The organism is Actinophytocola xanthii, from assembly GCF_001921205.1.
GTDB classification, from domain to species: domain Bacteria; phylum Actinomycetota; class Actinomycetes; order Mycobacteriales; family Pseudonocardiaceae; genus Actinophytocola; species Actinophytocola xanthii.
This window is the reverse complement of record NZ_MSIE01000044.1, coordinates 97658-112913: the sequence shown is the minus strand read 5'-3', so window position 1 is coordinate 112913 and position 15256 is coordinate 97658. Positions and strand designations below refer to the sequence as shown.

Genomic DNA, 15256 nt, shown 5'->3' with positions numbered 1-15256 from the left:
ACACCGGCCTGGGCGCTGGTCTCCTCGGCGCTGGCGGCAACCTGGGTCGCCACGGTCGACAGCTCCTGCGAGGAGGCCTCGAGGGAGACCATCCCCTGGGAGATCGCGGAGACGGTCTCCTTCATGCTCTCCGTGGCCGTGTTCAGGGCCGTGGCCATCACGCCGACCTCGTCCTTGGAGGACACCTGCACCCGCTTGGTCAGGTCGCCGTGGGCGAGCGCGTCGAGCACGGTGGACACCTCGCGCAGCGGACGGGTGATCCCGCGAACGATGAACAGCGCAGCGCCGGCCGCGAGGCCCAAGCCGACCACCAGGAAGATCAGCGCGGTCAGGAAGTTGCTGTCGCGCTCAGCCTCGACGGCGGTGACCTCCTCCGCCGCGTCGGCCATCTCCTCCTGGTTCATCTGCTCGGTCAGCTTGTCCAGCTCGTCGATCAGCGGCATGACCTTGCCCGCGTAGATGCCGAGCGCCTGGTTGAAGTTGTCGGCCTGGACCAGCGGGGTGATCTCCTGGTCGACCACGTCGTGGATCTCGCTGACGGAGTCGGCGAGCTGCTGGACGACCTCGGCGGGCACCGCGCTGAACTCGGAGTTGGCGGCGTTGCTGGCCTGGAAGTCGGAAATCCGCTTCTCACCCGTGGCGATGTGCTCGCTGAAGGCGTCCAGAATGGCCTTCGTCGTGGCGGCGTCGGTGTCGATCATCGAGGCGACCGCAGCCTCGGTGGCGTCGGAGAGGCTGGCCGACATCTCCTCGATCTTGTGCAGCGCCGTGACGTTGTTGCCGATCCGGTGGGAAGTGTCCGCGCCGTCGGCGGCGACCCCGATTCCCTGCACAGCCACGACGACCGCCACCACGGCCGGCAGCGCGACGGCGGCGAGGATCTTCGTGGCGAGTGAGCGGTCCGCCAGCAACCTGGACACCCGCCCCGGTCGAGCCGGCTTCGCGCCGGCGTTCACGTTGGTCATGAGCGATGCCCTTCAGTCGTGGCAGTAGATGGGGGTGACTCTTCGATCGGGAGAACGGCAGCTGGTCGTCCGATCTGAGCCCCCCGCCATGTGCGGTGCCGCACGTTCACCCGGTCGAGAGCCAAATCAACCCGAGCGAGTCGGCGCGCGCACGGAGCGTGAAGGACTGAGGAGGTGGGCGGAAACACGAAAACGGCCTCATCCCGCGGGATGAAGCCGTCTCGAGCTGGGTGGTCGCGGTTCAGATCGACGTGAGGACTCGGATGCGGTCGGCGATGGCGCGCCGGGCGACGTCGGAGTTGAAGGCGATGGAGTCGAACTCGTGTGGGGCGCCGGGATGCAGGTGGAACTCGACCGGCACGCCGGCGCGGCTGAGCTTGGTGGCATAGGCGGTGTCCTCGTCGCGGAAGACGTCGAGCTGGCCTACCTCGATGTAGGCCGCCGGGAGGCCGGTGGCGTCCTCGAGCCGAGCGGGCGCCGCCGTGGCGGGGACGTCGGGGCCGCCAGCGATGTCGCCGAGTAGCGCTGGCCACGCGGTGCGGCTGTCGTCGTAGGACCACAGCGCGTAGGGCGCGATGTGCGGGTCGGGAGTGGAGGGACGGTCGTCGAGCATCGGCATGATGAGGATCTGGCGGGCGATCCGCGGGCCGCCCCGCTCCCGGGCAAGGATCGTCAGCCCTGCCGCCAGGCCGCCGCCGGCGCTGTCGCCCATCACACCGACTCGCTCGGGGTCGACACCCAGTTCGGCGGCGTGCTCGTGCAGCCAGCGCAGCGCCGCGTAGGAGTCCTCGAGCGGGATCGGGAAGGGGTGCTCGGGGGCACGGCGGTACTCCACTGACAGCATCGGCACGCCGCTGGCGGAGACGTAGCGGGCGACCGGCCCCTCGAACAGGTCGATGTGGCCGAAGATGTATCCGCCGCCGTGGAAGAACAGCACGGCCGGGCCCGGTGTCGCGCCGTTCTTGACGTACCAGCGCATTCTGATCTGGGCGCCGTCGTCGGCGGTCGCGTAGTGCTCGCTCGTCTCCACGTCGGCCGGGATCGGCTGCGCCGCTCCGGCGGCGCCGATGATCGGTTCCCACATGGCGCGGCGCGCGGCGATGTCGCCTACCGCGGGTGGCGTCGCGTCTGCCATCGCGCCGGCCATCGGGGCCAGCGCCTCGGCGATCTGGGGGTCGAGGCTCAGGGACATGGTTCTCTGCCTTTCGGACTCAGGCCGCGGGCGGGACGACGACGGCCTTGCCGTGCACCGCGCCTTCGGCGGCCCGGGCGTGCAGCGCCGGCAGCTCGGACAGCGGCACCCGCTCGGCAACGTCGACACGCAGCTCACCGCGGTCGACCAGCGCCGCCAGCTTCGCCAGTTGGTCGGCGTCGCTGCGGACGAACAGGTCGATGCCGCGCACGCCGCGTTCCTCGTCGGACGGCGCCGGCATCCACACCGTCGTGTTCACCACGGCCCCGCCGGGTCGAACCAGGCCGGCGAGCGCGGTCAGCTCGGCGGGGTCGATCGCGGCGAGATTGAGCGCCAGGTCGACGGGTTCGGTCACCGCGTCGGTGACCCGGGTGGTGGTGTGGTCGACGATCTCGTCCGCCCCGGCGGAGGTGACCGCCTCGGCACTGCGGGGGCTGGCGGTGGCGATGACGTGGGCTCCGGCCCTCTTGGCCAGCTGCACGGCGTAGCTACCGACCGCACCGCCGGCGCCGTTGATCAGCACGCGCTGTCCGGCCTCCAGGTTGCCGTGGTCGAACAGCGCCTGGTACGCGGTCAGGCCCACCACCGGCAGCGCGGCGGCGTCCGGCAGCGGGACGGTCGTGGGTGCCGACGTCAGGACCTCCGCCGGCGCGAGGACGTACTCCGCGGCCGCGCCGGTCTTGTCCATCGGCAGGAACCCGATGACCTCGGCACCGACCTCGAGACCGGCCACTCCCTCGCCGAGCGCGTCCACCGTGCCGGCGACGTCGAAGCCGGGAGTGTGCGGCAACGTCACCGGGATGGGGCCGCGCATGAACCCTCCGCGGATGTTGCCGTCCACGGAGTTGAACGACGTCGCGGCGACGCGGACCCGGACCTGGCCGGCTCCGGGGACGGGCTGCTCCACGTCCTCGTAGCGCAGGACGTCGGGGTCGCCGTAGTCGTGGAAACGCACTGCCTTCATCGGATTCTCACCTTCATCGAGCGATTGCTTCGAACTCGAAGCATCTGTCAGGAATAGTACTACTGCTTCAAATTCGAAGCAAGTGGCGTCCCTCACCGCTGGGCGAGCGGCGGCACACCGTCCTCCTGCTCGCCACCCTCCGCGACGCCACTGCCCGATCTCCACGTCCCGCGGTGCTCACTCGCGCCCAACACTGCCCACATCGGACGCTCACACCGGCCCGACAGCGCCATGATCTTCGAATTCGAAGCAGTACACTGAGGTCCATGCCTGATTCGCCGCCGTCGCTCGATCCCGTGCAGCTCGGCGCGTACTTCGACCTCATCGAGGTGGCCAGCCTCGCGGACCTGCTGGGGCCGGTGCGCAGCCACATGCGCTCGACGCCGCCGCGCTCGGCCGCGCCTCGCCCCCGAAGCGCGTCATGAGCCGGGTCTTCGACGGCGAGACAAGCCTGACGAGAGGAGCCGGGTTGGGTGTGACGGGACTGGCGAGGCGGCTGGCCGAGGCACGCGCCGGTGCACTGGTGGGCCGGGAACCGGAGCGCGCGGTGCTCGACCGGATGCTGTCCGGAGCGGCGGACGCGCCACTCGTGGCCTACCTCCACGGCCCCGGCGGCATTGGCAAGTCCTCGCTGCTGCGCTACGCCGCCCACCAGGCCGAGCTCACCGGCCGCCGCGTGGTGCACGTCGACGCCCGGTTCGTCGACGCCGATCCGCGCCGGCTGGAGGAGGCCGCCATGCCGGCGTGCGCCGAACCCGGCGCGGTGCTGCTCATCGACACCTTCGAGCAGTGCCAACCCCTCGAGGCGTGGCTGCGTGAGACCTTCCTGCCGCGGCTCGCCGACAGGGTGATCGCGGTTCTGGCCAGCAGGGTCGCCCCCGACGTCGAATGGTCGCTGGACCCAGGGTGGGCACGGCTGTTCACCGCACTTGCCGTGCGACCGCTCGACGCCGCCCAGTCCGACGCGCTGCTCGCCGCCCGTGGTGTCCCCGCCGAGCAGCGCGACTCCTTCGTCGCCTTCGCCGGCGGCAGCCCGCTCGCCCTCTCGCTGGCCGCGTCCGTGCCGGCCGCGGCACCCGGCGTACCGTGGAAGCCCACCGGTGACGTGCTGACCACCCTCGTCGAGCGGCTGGTGGGTGACCTGCCGAGTGCCCTCCACCGGCGTGCCCTCGAGGTCGTCGCGCAGGCCTATGTCACCCGCGAGCCCCTGCTGCGGTCGGTGCTGGGCGACGAGGACACCGCGGCAGTGTTCTCCTGGCTGCGTCAGCTGCCCTATGTCGAGGCCACGCCAGAAGGGCTGTACCCGCACGACGCTGTGCGCGCGACGCTCGAGGCTGACCTGCGCTGGCGGGATCCCGAGCGCTACGACGACGTCCGCGTCCGCGTCTCGCTCGCGGGCCTGCAGGCGGTGCGTTCCGCCGCCGAGGACGACGCGCTCCTGCGGGCCGCGGAGTGGATGTTCCTCTTCCGCGAGCAGGGCGGCCCGGACGACCGCTACGACTGGCGACCGCATCCGCACGTCGAGGACACCCCCCTGCGGCCAGAAGACGTGCCCGGCGTGCTGCGCATGGCCCAGAAGGCCGAGGGCCAGGCGTCGGCGGTCGCGGTCGCGCACTGGGTGCGCCGCCAGCCGGAGGCGTTTCGCGTGTACCGCTACGCGGGCTCCGCCGCACCCGTGTCGTTCATGGCCATCCTGCGGCTGGACGCGCCGCTGCCCGAGGACCGCGCCGAGGACCCGGTGATCGCGGCGGTCTGGGATCTCGTCGAGGCGACCGCTCCGCTGGGGCCGGGCGAGCACCTGGGCATCCGCCGCTTCGCGGTACAGCCCGACCGGCACCAGCATCCTTCGCCCCTGATGGACCTGATCAGCCGGCGCACCATCGCCGAAGAGATGAGGGTCCGCGGACGCGCGGTGACCTTCACCGTCTTCGAGGACGGTGACCGATGGCGGCGCTACCTCGCCGAGGCCGGGCTGAGCGAGGTAGCGGCCGTGGACGTCGGCGGGCGGCGACAGCATGTCTTCGGCCGGGACTGGCGGCGACAAACGGTGGAACAGTGGGTGCAACACCGGGCTCGCGCCACCGCCACGCCCATGGCGCCCTGGCCCGAGACCGCCTCCGCCACTGGTCCGGGCGACCAACTCCCGCGCGCGGTGTTCGAGGAAGGCGTGCTCGAGGCCCTGCGCACCTGGCACACCCCCCGCGAGTTCGCGACCAGCGTCCTGCTGCACTCCCACCTGGTGCCGCCGGACTCGACCGACCCGGCCGCGGACCTACGCGCCGCCATCAGCACTGCCCTCGACACGCTGCGGACCGACGCCGCCGGCGTCAAGGCACATGAAGCTCTCACCGCCACCTACATCGCGGCGTCCCGCACCCACAAAGCCGCGGCCCGACGACTCGGGGTGCCCTACGGCACCTACCGGCGCCACCTCGCCCTGGCCAAGAAACGCCTCACCGAACAACTGCTACGAGCTGAGCAGCGCTGAGCGCGGTCGAAGCAACACCGGACGTGCGTGACAAACCGACGTAAAAACGAGAATTCCCGGGACGAAGGCCACGCCGGGTCCTGCACCGCACGCACCGTGGGGTCTGCGGGGGTCGCCCCCGCAAAACAATGACGGCCGACCCGGCGAGCTTGTGTCAGCAAGCGAGCAGGATCGGCCAGAGGTCGTGGAGCTGAGGGGAATCGAACCCCTGACCTCCTCGATGCGAACGAGGCGCGCTACCAACTGCGCTACAGCCCCTGGTGGTGCCGCGACAGCGTATCAGGCCGCTACTCGCCGACCGCGCGCCGGTAGGGCAGCGCGCCGGGATCGCCGAGCTCGTCGAACGCCGGGTCCTCGTCGTCCGGCTCGACCAGGACGGCACCCGCCCGGGTGACCTGCGGGCGGGCGGGTCCGTCGGCCACGCGCTCACGGGGGCCGTGGTCCTGCTCGGGGTCGTAGGGCTGGTAGGGCTCCTCGTACGACTCCGCGTACCCCTCGTCCTCGTACTCCTCCTCCATCGGCGCGTAGCCGGCGGGAGGCTGGTGGTAGACGGGCTCGGCCGGCCGGGAGCGGGCCGCGGCGGCCTGGGCGCGGCGGACGCGCTGCATCCGGGCGAGCCGCCGCTCCCGGATCTCGGTCTCGATCCGCACCTGCCGGCGCAGGTAGACCAGGTAGGACACCAACACGACGTCGATCAGGCCGTGGCCCCACCACAGCACCGGGTACGCGACGCCGGCCACGACCGCGGTCACCACGGACCCGACGAGCATCGCGAGCACGACCCGCTGGCGGAAGGCGTACTTCGCGCGCGCCATCACCGCGGCCGCCTCGGGGTCGAAGCCGCCACGACCAGGGCGGTACCGGGGCGCGTAGCCCAGGTCCGCCTCGTCGTAGTACCGGGTGGTCATGTCCTCGTCATCGGCGTCATGGGCGGTATCCTCCGGAACGTCGTCGGCGACATTCTCGTCGACCGGGGCGTCCTCGTGAACCGCTTCGGGGTCGTCGTTCTCATTGGCGACGAAATCGTCACCAAAATCCTCGTCGACCGCGTCGGCGTCCGGCACGGCGGCCTCCCCTTCGGCGGCGGCCTCACCGCTGCCGCTGCGGACCACCCTGGCCGCGAGCTCCGAGTCCGCGGTCTTCGCGACCTCCTGACGCTTTCGGACGATCATCGGCACCAGGACGACGAGCCAGGCCAGCACCAACGCGACCACGACAAGTGAGCTGGGCATGCCCCGACACCTCCCCCGGTGACGACTCCCGCGACCACGTCCGACGCCACGTTAGTCACAACAGTCACATCAGTGTCGGAGGCGCGCCGGGGCGATCAAAGCAGCTGAGCGCGGCCCTGGGCCACCAGGCCCGCTACCAGTCCATTCGGAATGTCCTCTGTGGTCAATGCGAAACAGAGATGATCGCGCCAACCGCCGGCGACATCCAGGTAACGGCGAAAGAAACCCTCTTCGCGAAAACCGAGTTTGCCCAGCACGCGCAGGCTCGCCTGGTTCTCCGGGCGGACTGTCGCCTCCAGCCGGTGCAGTCCCGCCGCGCGGAAGCAGTGGTCCACGACCAGGGCGACCGCCCCCGTGGCCACGCCGCCGGCCGTCACATGGGTGCCCACCCAGTACCCGATCCAGGCCGAGCAGAGTGACCCGCGGACGACGTTACCCACCGTGACCTGCCCGGCCAGCTGGCCGTTGACCAGGATCACGAACGGCAGGGACAGGCCCCGGCGACCGAGCCCGCGCAGGGTGGACCACTGCCCGGGCCAGGCGAGTGGCCCGTTGTTGTCGTTCCAGCTGCCGGGGACCGTCGGCTCCCAGCTCTCCAGGTGCAACCGGTCTCGGCGGCGCACCGCGCTCCATGCCGAGGCGTCGAACAGCCTTGGCGGGCGCACCTCGACCACGCCGGCGCCCACCCGTAACGGCCCCAGCCTGGCCGGCCACCCCGGATGCCGCCCCTGCGGCACCGACCAACTCACCCCGCGGGCCGTCCCTTCAGCCACGTTGCGCCAGGAAACTGACCTGTACCTCTTCGCCGAGCACGATCTCGGTCGTCTCCTCGTCCACCAATATCAAACAGTTCGCCTCGGCGAGCGAGGCGAGCAGGTGCGAGCCGGACATGCCGAGCGGTTGGGCGAGATACTCCCCGTTGCTCTCGTCGCGGAGCAACTGTCCGCGCAGGAACCCCCGGCGCCCCTTGACCGAGGTGATCGGCGACAGCAGCCGTGCGCTGATCTGGCGCCGGTGCGGGTTGCGTTTGCCCTGGGCGGCGCGGATCAGCGGGCGGACCATCACCTCGAACACCACGAGCGCGCTCATCGGGTTCGACGGCAGCAGGAAGGTCGGCACCGCGTCGGGCCCCAGCCGCCCGAAGCCCTGCACGGAGCCGGGGTGCATGGCCACCCTGGTCAGGTCCACGTCCCCCAGCTCGGACAGCGCCGAGCGGATCTCCTCGGACTGGTCGCCGCCGACCCCGCCGGCGATCACCACGATCTCCGAGAGCAGCAGCCGACCCTCGACCGTCTCCCGAAGGCGCCGGGTGTCGCCGGGCACGATGCCGACCCGGTTCACCTCGGCGCCGGCGTCGCGGGCGGCGGCGGCCAGCGAGTAGGAGTTGACGTCGTAGACCTGTCCCTGGCCGGGTGTGCGGTCGATGTCGATCAGCTCGTCGCCCAGGGAGATCACCGACACCCGGGGCCGGGGGTAGACCAGTACCTTCGACCGGCCGACCGCGGCGAGCAGGCCGACCTGGGCGGCTCCGATCGGCGAGCCCCGGCGCACCGCGACGTCACCGGTCTGCACGTCCTCGCCCGTCCGCCGGACGAACGCGGCCGAGGGCACCGGCTGGTTCACCGTCACCCGGGCGTGGTGGCCGTCGGTGTAGCCGAGCGGCACGACGGCGTCGGCGAGCGTGGGCAACGGCGCGCCGGTGTCGACACGAACCGCCTGGCCCGGCTGCAGGCGCCGTGGCTGCCGCGAGCCGGCCGGGATCTCGCCGACGACCGGCAACAGCACCGGCTCGGTGCCGGCGGCCTGCACGTCCACGCTGCGCACGGCGTACCCGTCCACCGCCGCCTGGTCGAACCCGGGCAGCGCGCGCTCCGCGACGACCTCCTCGGCGCAGAGCAGGCCCTGCGCCTCGGAGATGGCCACCCGCACCGGTGCGGGCCGGACCGCCGCGGCAAGCGCCCGACCGAGCTGCTCGTCGACTGACCTCATTCCCGACCCCGCCTAGTCGTTGGCCTCCACGCGCCCGCGCAGCCACTCGCGCAGGTCGGGCCCATACTCCGGGTGGGACAGCGCGAAGTCCACGGCGGCACGCAGGAAGCCCCCAGGATTGCCCAGGTCGTGACGTCCCTCGCGGTGGACCACCACGTGCACCGGGTGGCCTTCCTCGATCAACAGCGCGACGGCGTCGGTGAGCTGGAGCTCGCCGCCGGCGCCGGGGGTGATCCGCTTGAGGGCGTCGAAGACCGCCCGGTCGAGCAGGTAGCGGCCGGCGGCGGCGAAGGTGGACGGCGCCTGGTCGGCGGGCGGCTTCTCCACCATGCCCTTGACCTTCTTGACGTCCGGGTCGTCGGTGTCCTCGACGTCGAACACGCCGTAGGCGGAGATCTGGTCCTTGGGGATGTCGAACGCGCAGAGCACCGTGCCGCCGTGCTCGGCCCTGGCGCGGGTCATCCGGCCGAGGACGCCGGTCGGCAGGACCAGGTCGTCGGGGAGCAGGACCGCGACCGCGTCGTCGTCGGGGCGCAGGTTGGGCTCGGCGCAGCCGACCGCGTGGCCGAGGCCGAGGGCCTCCTCCTGGATGGCGGTCTCCACCTCGAGGAGGTTGGGCGCGCGCCGGACCTTGTCGAGCAGCTCGGTCTTGCCTCGACGTTCCAGCGTTTCCTCGAGCTCGGGCTGTCGTTGGAAGTACTGCGCGACAGCATCCTTACCCGGGGAGGTCACGATGACCAATCTCCGCGCGCCGGCCTCGGCGGCTTCGGCGGCGACGTACTCGATTCCCGGGGTGTCGACAACAGGCAGCAGTTCCTTCGGCACGGCCTTGGTCGTGGGGAGGAAACGTGTGCCCAACCCGGCGGCCGGCACGATGGCCGTCCTGAAGCCACCTGCCGAGGTGGAGCCGGTATCGGAACTGACTGCGGTAGAGGGCGCCATGGACAGCCAGCCTAACCTCATGTTCGTGGCCCGGCCTGGGAGTGATCGCGAACAGACTGCCGCAATGACCAAATGGCGGTGGCGCAAGGAGCTGCTCTCCGAGCGGCGGCGCGTTCCGGCCAGTGTTCGCTTCGAGGAAGCCATCTCCCTGTCCGGTCATCTCACCAGCGGACGTGTCGTCCGACCAGGTCAAACGGTGTGCGCGTTCGTGCCGATCGCGTCCGAGCCCGGCTCGGTGCAGATGCTCGACGACCTGCACGACTTCGGGGCCAGGGTGCTGCTCCCGGTCGTGATCGGTCGAGGCGCCCTCGAATGGGGGTGGTACGCGGGCAAGGACTCGCTGGTGCCAGGGCCCTACGGGCTGCGGGAGCCCAATGGCGAGTTGCTCGGCGTCACCGCACTGCGGATCGCGGACATGGTGCTGGTGCCCGCGCTCGCGGTCGACCGGAACGGGATCCGGCTGGGCCGGGGCGCCGGGCACTACGACCAGTCACTACCGCTCGCCTCGAACGGGACCGAGCTCGTGGCCGTGGTCCGCGACCAGGAGATCTTCGAGGCCCTGCCGAGCGAGCCGCACGACGTCCGGATGTCGGCGGTGTTGACCCCGAACCGCGGTCTACTCCGGTTCGTGTGACGTTGCCAGAATCACTGGAGCACGTTTGCGCTCCGGGCTGGGGCTGTCGCAGAATGGACTTAGCACTCTCTTGAGTCGAGTGCCAGGATTTCCGGAGAGGGAGCGGCCAGTGCCCACCTACCAGTACGCGTGCAAGGCGTGTGAGCACCGCTTCGAGGCGGTGCAGTCCTTCACCGACGCCTCGCTCACCGAGTGCCCGGAGTGCTCTGGCCAGCTGCGCAAGCTCTACGGCTCGGTCGGCGTGGTGTTCAAGGGCAGCGGTTTCTACCGCACGGACAGCCGCAAGGAGTCCTCGTCGAGCACCGCCAAGGCTGATTCGAACTCTTCCTCGTCCTCCACCTCCTCCTCGTCGTCGTCCGAGAGCAAGTCCTCCGACTCGAGCTCTTCGTCGTCGTCCTCTTCGTCCTCGTCGTCGACGTCCTCCTCGTCCTCATCATCCACGAGCAAGGCCGCCGTCGCGTCCTGACATCGCGAGTTATCCACAACTGCTTCAGTTGTCCACAGTTCGCGAACCACGCCCCCCAGGCACGTCCCCCCGGCCCTAGCGTCGGGGGTATGACACCTCGACCCACCCCGCTCCGCCCGCTCACCCGTGACCGCCTGCGCCAGCTGCTGACTCCTCGCGGCTGGCCACGCCTCGTCGCGCCTCGACGACTGCTCGCCGTGTTCCTGGTGCTGCTGGCCGCCGTTCTCGCACTGCGTCCGCAGCCGCTGGCCCGCGGCGAGCCCACGGCACCCATGCTGGTCGCGGCCCGCGACCTGGCGCCGGGCTCGAGCCTGCAGCCCTCCGACCTCCGGGTCGTGCACCCTCCCGAGCCGTTCCGACCCGACGCCGCCCTCACGGCGGTCGCCGAGGCCAACGGCCGGACGCTGGCCGCGCCGGTGGCCCGCGGGGAGCCACTCACCCGAGCCCGGCTGGTCGGCGCGGAGAACAGCAGGCTCACCTCGCGGGACCCAACCGCGGTCGCCGTGCCGGTGCGCCTGTCCGATCCGGAGGTCGCGTCGCTGCTGTCGCCGGGCGCGCGGGTCGACGTCGTCACCGCCTCCCCCCACGACGGCTCACCGGTCCTGCTGGCCGCGGGCGCCACGGTCGTGACCGTTCGCGCTGACCGCGGCGCCGACGGGCCCGGGGCGCTCGTTGTGATCGCCGTACCCCGAAGGGAGGCCACCCGGCTCGCGTCCGTCACGCTCGAACAGCCTGTCGCGGTTACGCTTCGATAGCCCTGCACCCGAGTGAGTTAGGAGCATGCACGTGCTGAAGGGGTTCAAGGACTTCTTGATGCGCGGCAACGTGATCGACCTCGCCGTCGCGGTGGTCATCGGCACCGCGTTCACGGCGATCGTCACCTCGGTCACCGAGCACCTGATCCAACCGCTGATCGCCGCGATCGGCGGCGCCAACGTCAGTGGTCTGGCGTGGACCATCGTCGACGGCAACCCAAAGTCCACGGTGGACTTCGCGGCGGTGATAACCGCGATCATCAACTTCCTGATCGTCGCTGCGGTGGTGTACTTCATGCTCGTCTACCCGCTGAAGAAGATCCAGGAGCGCCGCAAGCGGGGCGAGGAGGAAGGCCCGTCCGAGCCGTCGGAGGTCGAACTGCTCATCGAGATCCGCGACCTGCTCCAGCAGCAGCGTGAGCAGGGCCAGCCTCAGGGGTTCCAGCCTCAGGGGTTCCAGCCCCAGACGCCCCCGCCCGCACAGCCCACCGGGCCCGTGTACCCGCACCAGCCGGCCCCCGGCCAGTACCCGCCCCAGCAGCCTCCGGGTCCCGGCACCCAGCGTCCCGGCTCCCCCGGCTACTGAGCCACGTCTCTCCAGGAGATGCCTATGGATCATGTGGCGCCCCGATAGCCCGGGGTCCGACACCTGAGCCTGCGGGAGAATGGCCTGGTGGACGAGAAGACCGGACGGCGGCGGTTGGACGAGATCTTCGGTGACGTCCTGCCGGACACCACCGCGGACGAGCGGACCGACCAGGGCGAACGTCAGGAGGAGGACCGCGAGTCGTGGTACGAGCGGAACCGCCCGCCGCACCACGACCGCGGCTGACGCTCGGCTGCACGAGTAGCAGCGCTTGGCCTTGATGCCCAGGCTGGTGAGATGTCCGCCCGAGGCGGGAGCGGCAGCAGGAGCCGTTGCCGTTTCTTCGGAGGCCGGGTGAGCACGCCCGCTGCGGACCGCGCAAAGCAGTTCTCGCGTCAGGGGCTGTCGGTGTGGTCGGCGAGCCAGCGGACCGTGTCCGGGGCGGCGGCCTCGAGCACTCCTCCGTGGTCGGCGTCGGGATACACGCGGTAGTCGAGTTGTGAGCCGTGTCCGCGGTAGGCGGCGACGAGTTGGTCGGTCAGCTCCCTCGGCACGATCTGGTCGCTGTCACCCTGGGCGACCAGCACCGGCCCGTCGGTCGAGCGCTGGCCGATCGCGGCGTCGTCGAACCAGCCGCGCAGCCGCGCCATCGCCGCGTGGTCACGGGGCACGAACTCCTCGCCGGGCACCTGGGCTTGTTCGAACCGGGCCGCCAGGTCGTCAAAGCAGAGTGTCCGGGCCGCGGGGAGCAGGGTCCGCGCGCGGGGGCCGAGGTAGTCGGCATAACGCAGCTCCGGGTGCTCGGCGTGCAGCCCGATCAGCATCATCGTGTAGAACGCCTGCTCGATCGGCCTGAACTCGGCCAGGTAGTCCAGCTCGTCGCCCACGTTCGGCGCCGGGGCGTAGGCGAGCGCGCCGCGGAACCGGAGCGCGCCGTCGTAGTCGTCGGCGATCTCGGCGGTGGCCAGCGAAGCGTGCCCACCTTGCGAGTGGCCTGCTGCCAGCCAGCGCGTGGACAGGTCGGGCGCGAGGCGGCGCGCGGCAACCACCGCGTCGATCATCGAGCGGGCCGCCGGCTCCGGAACGAGGTACGGGTGCTCGCCGGGTGTGCCGAGTCCTGGGTAGTCGGTCGCCGCGACCGCGTAGCCCGCGGTCAGGAATCGGGCAAGGGTTCGTTCGTAGTAGGCACCAGCGCCCTCGACGAGGGACGGGGCGCAGGCGTCACCGATCCCGGTCGTGCCGTGACCCCAGGCGATGACCGGACGCCCGCCTGCCGGTACCTCGCCGGGCGGGACCAGCACCAGCCCGGTCACCACGGTCGGTAGACCGGCGGACGTCGTGGACAGGTACGTGATCCGATGGGCCCGCGTGCCGACCGGGTACTGGGTAGTGGTGCTCACTGGCTGGGCGAACAGGACCGTGCCGGCCCAGGCGGGACGACCGCGCTCGGTCGGCCGGCTCTGCGCCGCGGCCGGAACCGCCGAACCGACGGTGACCGATGCGGCAAGCCCGGCGGCCACGAGCAGCCGGATGAGTCGGCGGGTCATGAGTTCTCCACCGACCGGCCGCGCCTGCCGAACACCAGGCGCGCGAGGGCCACCACGATCTCGGCTCCGCCGACGACCATCAGCACGAGGCCCACCTTGGTGAGCGTGACCACCGGGGTGTGTACGTCTCCCGTGGTCAGGTACAGCACCAGGCCGACCACCAGCAGGACGGCTCCGATCAGCGGCTCGGTCACCGCAGCTCGCCGCGCCTTCTTCGTCACGTTCCACCCTCACATTACGATCGTAATGACGACAGTGCCCACTGTCCCATACAGTCGTAATGGAGGCAATTCCGGTGCACGAGGAAGGACCTGCGGACAGCGCCGCCCGGGATCGGATCATCCGCGCAGTGGTCACGCTTGTCGTCGACGGTGGGCTCGAGGCGGTGAGCGTGCGCCAGGTCGCCGCCAAGGTCGGGGTGACCGGGGGGATGGTGCAGCACCACTTCCCCACGAAGCAGGCCATGCTCCGTGCGGCCATGGCGACGGTGACCCAGGGGGTACGGGCGCGCGTCCGAGAGGCCCGGGCCGGTCTGCCGCCCGCCGAGGCGTTGCGGGAGATCAGCCGTCTGCTGGTCCCGCTCGACGCCGAACGATCGAGGGAAGCCCGCGTCTGGCTGGCCTTCGCCGCCCGGGCCGCCGTAGACCCCGAGCTCGCCGCCTACCACCAGGACACCTGGACCGAGCTGGAGAACACCCTTGCCGGCCTGTTCGCCGCCGTCCGGCAGGACACGGCGCCGGAAGCGGCCGACCGGACCTACGCCGCCCTGCTCCTCGCGATGCTCGACGGGCTGGCCGCCACCGGCCTCATCGAGCCCCGTCGGCTCGCCCCCGAACGCATGGAGATGCTGCTGGACCGCCAGATCGACGTGCTGCTCGCTGCACTTCGGCAGGGCACGCGTCCCGGCGAAGGCACTCCGAGCGACGGGCATCCCTGAGGCCGGCGACCTCCCCGGCCCGCCTAGTCGAGGCCGGAGAGCTGGTCGATGACGTGTGGAACCAGGGACGAGAGCGTGGCCATGCCGTCGCGGACCGCGGAGCGCGAGCCGGCCAGGTTGACGACCAGGGTGCTGCCGGAGATGCCGACGAGCCCCCGGGAGATACCGCCGTCCACAGCGCCCGCGGCCAGACCAGAGGACCGGATTGCCTCGGCGATACCGGGAATCGGTCGGTCCAGCACGCCCTGGGTGGCGTCGGGCGTCACGTCGCGCGGGGACACACCGGTGCCGCCGACAGTGATCACGAGGTCGGCTCCACCGATCACGGCGGTGTTCAGCGCGTTGCGGATGTCGACAGTCTCGCCCGCCACCGCGACGATGCCGTCCACGATGAACCCGGCCTCCTCGAGCAGCTCGGTCACCAGCGGGCCGACGTTGTCCTCGTGCTCCCCGTGGGCCACCCGGTCGTCAACGATCACGATGAGGGCCCTGCCGAGTCGCTGCGCGCTGCGTTCCATGGCTGTCACCGTAGTCGGATCCCGGTGGCGGGTCGGCCGAA

17 protein-coding genes, 1 tRNA gene and 2 pseudogenes are annotated in these 15256 nt (G+C 71.1%); 8 read left to right on the top strand and 12 right to left on the bottom strand.

The window, feature by feature from the left end; all coding sequences use genetic code 11:
* From BU204_RS23465 to BU204_RS23455, 3 genes are all read right to left on the bottom strand, one after another.
* A partial coding sequence (locus tag BU204_RS23465; protein ID WP_143229673.1) for a HAMP domain-containing protein occupies positions 1 to 965 on the bottom strand: 965 nt, incomplete at its 3' end.
* Positions 966 to 1206: 241 nt separating this feature from the next.
* Complete coding sequence (locus tag BU204_RS23460; protein WP_075127884.1) at positions 1207 to 2157, bottom strand: alpha/beta hydrolase; 951 nt, start codon at positions 2155 to 2157, stop codon at positions 1207 to 1209.
* Positions 2158 to 2176: 19 nt separating this feature from the next.
* Entirely contained in the window at positions 2177 to 3121 is a 945-nt protein-coding gene (locus BU204_RS23455) for an NADP-dependent oxidoreductase (RefSeq protein WP_075127883.1), read from the bottom strand.
* Between the two features lie 266 nt (positions 3122 to 3387).
* Here BU204_RS23455 and BU204_RS41450 point away from each other — a divergent pair, with 266 nt between their 5' ends.
* Together BU204_RS41450 and BU204_RS23450 are read left to right on the top strand one after the other, a co-directional pair.
* On the top strand, positions 3388 to 3546 hold the full coding sequence (locus tag BU204_RS41450) for a hypothetical protein (RefSeq protein ID WP_233160526.1): 159 nt from the start codon (positions 3388 to 3390) through the stop codon (positions 3544 to 3546).
* A gap of 50 nt (positions 3547 to 3596) precedes the next feature.
* Positions 3597 to 5609 (top strand): ATP-binding protein, encoded by a 2013-nt coding sequence (locus BU204_RS23450; protein WP_233160524.1) that lies wholly within the window; start codon positions 3597 to 3599, stop codon positions 5607 to 5609.
* A gap of 185 nt (positions 5610 to 5794) precedes the next feature.
* Here BU204_RS23450 and BU204_RS23445 read toward each other — a convergent pair.
* The 5 genes from BU204_RS23445 to BU204_RS23425 form a co-directional block, all read right to left on the bottom strand.
* Positions 5795 to 5867 (bottom strand) — tRNA-Ala (locus BU204_RS23445).
* A 29-nt stretch (positions 5868 to 5896) separates the two neighbouring features.
* Complete coding sequence (gene sepX, locus BU204_RS23440) at positions 5897 to 6841, bottom strand: divisome protein SepX/GlpR (RefSeq protein ID WP_075127882.1); 945 nt, start codon at positions 6839 to 6841, stop codon at positions 5897 to 5899.
* A gap of 95 nt (positions 6842 to 6936) precedes the next feature.
* Positions 6937 to 7590 (bottom strand): GNAT family N-acetyltransferase, encoded by a 654-nt coding sequence (locus tag BU204_RS23435; RefSeq protein ID WP_408608040.1) that lies wholly within the window; start codon positions 7588 to 7590, stop codon positions 6937 to 6939.
* Positions 7591 to 7606: 16 nt separating this feature from the next.
* On the bottom strand, positions 7607 to 8830 hold the full coding sequence (gene glp, locus BU204_RS23430; protein ID WP_075127880.1) for a molybdotransferase-like divisome protein Glp: 1224 nt from the start codon (positions 8828 to 8830) through the stop codon (positions 7607 to 7609).
* 12 nt (positions 8831 to 8842) lie between these two features.
* Positions 8843 to 9772: a UTP--glucose-1-phosphate uridylyltransferase gene (locus BU204_RS23425; protein WP_075127879.1), complete on the bottom strand. Its 930-nt coding sequence runs from the start codon at positions 9770 to 9772 to the stop codon at positions 8843 to 8845.
* Positions 9773 to 9836: 64 nt separating this feature from the next.
* Between BU204_RS23425 and BU204_RS23420 the strand changes: the two genes are divergently transcribed.
* Together BU204_RS23420 and BU204_RS42410 are read left to right on the top strand one after the other, a co-directional pair.
* Positions 9837 to 10406: a 5-formyltetrahydrofolate cyclo-ligase gene (locus BU204_RS23420; RefSeq protein ID WP_075127878.1), complete on the top strand. Its 570-nt coding sequence runs from the start codon at positions 9837 to 9839 to the stop codon at positions 10404 to 10406.
* A gap of 79 nt (positions 10407 to 10485) precedes the next feature.
* Positions 10486 to 10656 (top strand): annotated as a pseudogene (locus BU204_RS42410) (FmdB family zinc ribbon protein); the annotation flags it as partial.
* 14 nt (positions 10657 to 10670) lie between these two features.
* Here the strand turns inward: BU204_RS42410 and BU204_RS42405 are convergent.
* Positions 10671 to 10922, bottom strand: coding sequence for a hypothetical protein (locus BU204_RS42405; RefSeq protein WP_332888590.1), 252 nt, complete (start codon positions 10920 to 10922; stop codon positions 10671 to 10673).
* A 39-nt stretch (positions 10923 to 10961) separates the two neighbouring features.
* Here BU204_RS42405 and BU204_RS23410 point away from each other — a divergent pair, with 39 nt between their 5' ends.
* The 3 genes and pseudogenes from BU204_RS23410 to BU204_RS40205 all read left to right on the top strand — a co-directional run bounded on the left by BU204_RS23410 (position 10962) and on the right by BU204_RS40205 (position 12459).
* The gene (locus BU204_RS23410; RefSeq protein ID WP_083661555.1) at positions 10962 to 11627 is read left to right on the top strand and encodes an SAF domain-containing protein; all 666 of its coding nucleotides are present in this window, start codon (positions 10962 to 10964) and stop codon (positions 11625 to 11627) included.
* Positions 11628 to 11658: 31 nt separating this feature from the next.
* Positions 11659 to 12054: pseudogene (gene mscL / locus BU204_RS23405) on the top strand (large-conductance mechanosensitive channel protein MscL); the annotation flags it as partial.
* A 246-nt stretch (positions 12055 to 12300) separates the two neighbouring features.
* A complete protein-coding gene (locus BU204_RS40205; RefSeq protein WP_158073500.1) occupies positions 12301 to 12459 on the top strand; it encodes a hypothetical protein in 159 nt (52 codons plus the stop codon).
* A 149-nt stretch (positions 12460 to 12608) separates the two neighbouring features.
* Here BU204_RS40205 and BU204_RS23400 read toward each other — a convergent pair whose 3' ends face one another.
* Together BU204_RS23400 and BU204_RS23395 are read right to left on the bottom strand one after the other, a co-directional pair.
* Entirely contained in the window at positions 12609 to 13760 is a 1152-nt protein-coding gene (locus tag BU204_RS23400) for an alpha/beta hydrolase family protein (RefSeq protein WP_075127876.1), read from the bottom strand.
* Complete coding sequence (locus BU204_RS23395; protein ID WP_198942972.1) at positions 13757 to 13981, bottom strand: DUF5708 family protein; 225 nt, start codon at positions 13979 to 13981, stop codon at positions 13757 to 13759. The genes BU204_RS23400 and BU204_RS23395 overlap by 4 nt, the downstream gene beginning before the upstream one ends.
* 128 nt (positions 13982 to 14109) lie before the next feature.
* On the opposite strand from BU204_RS23395, the gene BU204_RS23390 reads away from it, so the two are divergent.
* Positions 14110 to 14697 (top strand): TetR/AcrR family transcriptional regulator, encoded by a 588-nt coding sequence (locus BU204_RS23390; RefSeq protein ID WP_158073499.1) that lies wholly within the window; start codon positions 14110 to 14112, stop codon positions 14695 to 14697.
* A gap of 23 nt (positions 14698 to 14720) precedes the next feature.
* Here BU204_RS23390 and BU204_RS23385 read toward each other — a convergent pair whose 3' ends face one another.
* The gene (locus BU204_RS23385; RefSeq protein WP_075127873.1) at positions 14721 to 15215 is read right to left on the bottom strand and encodes a MogA/MoaB family molybdenum cofactor biosynthesis protein; all 495 of its coding nucleotides are present in this window, start codon (positions 15213 to 15215) and stop codon (positions 14721 to 14723) included.
* Positions 15216 to 15256 lie beyond the last annotated feature (41 nt).

Excerpts from the sequence above, each read along its gene's own strand:
- BU204_RS23460 (WP_075127884.1), bottom strand. The coding sequence starts at position 2,157 with ATGTCCCTGAGCCTCGACCCCCAGATCGCCGAGGCGCTGGCCCCGATG.
- BU204_RS23455 (WP_075127883.1), bottom strand. The coding sequence starts at position 3,121 with ATGAAGGCAGTGCGTTTCCACGACTACGGCGACCCCGACGTCCTGCGC.
- BU204_RS41450 (WP_233160526.1), top strand. The coding sequence starts at position 3,388 with ATGCCTGATTCGCCGCCGTCGCTCGATCCCGTGCAGCTCGGCGCGTAC.
- sepX (WP_075127882.1), bottom strand. The coding sequence starts at position 6,841 with ATGCCCAGCTCACTTGTCGTGGTCGCGTTGGTGCTGGCCTGGCTCGTC.
- glp (WP_075127880.1), bottom strand. The coding sequence starts at position 8,830 with ATGAGGTCAGTCGACGAGCAGCTCGGTCGGGCGCTTGCCGCGGCGGTC.
- BU204_RS23425 (WP_075127879.1), bottom strand. The coding sequence starts at position 9,772 with ATGGCGCCCTCTACCGCAGTCAGTTCCGATACCGGCTCCACCTCGGCA.
- BU204_RS23420 (WP_075127878.1), top strand. The coding sequence starts at position 9,837 with ATGACCAAATGGCGGTGGCGCAAGGAGCTGCTCTCCGAGCGGCGGCGC.
- BU204_RS23410 (WP_083661555.1), top strand. The coding sequence starts at position 10,962 with ATGACACCTCGACCCACCCCGCTCCGCCCGCTCACCCGTGACCGCCTG.
- BU204_RS23400 (WP_075127876.1), bottom strand. The coding sequence starts at position 13,760 with ATGACCCGCCGACTCATCCGGCTGCTCGTGGCCGCCGGGCTTGCCGCA.
- BU204_RS23385 (WP_075127873.1), bottom strand. The coding sequence starts at position 15,215 with ATGGAACGCAGCGCGCAGCGACTCGGCAGGGCCCTCATCGTGATCGTT.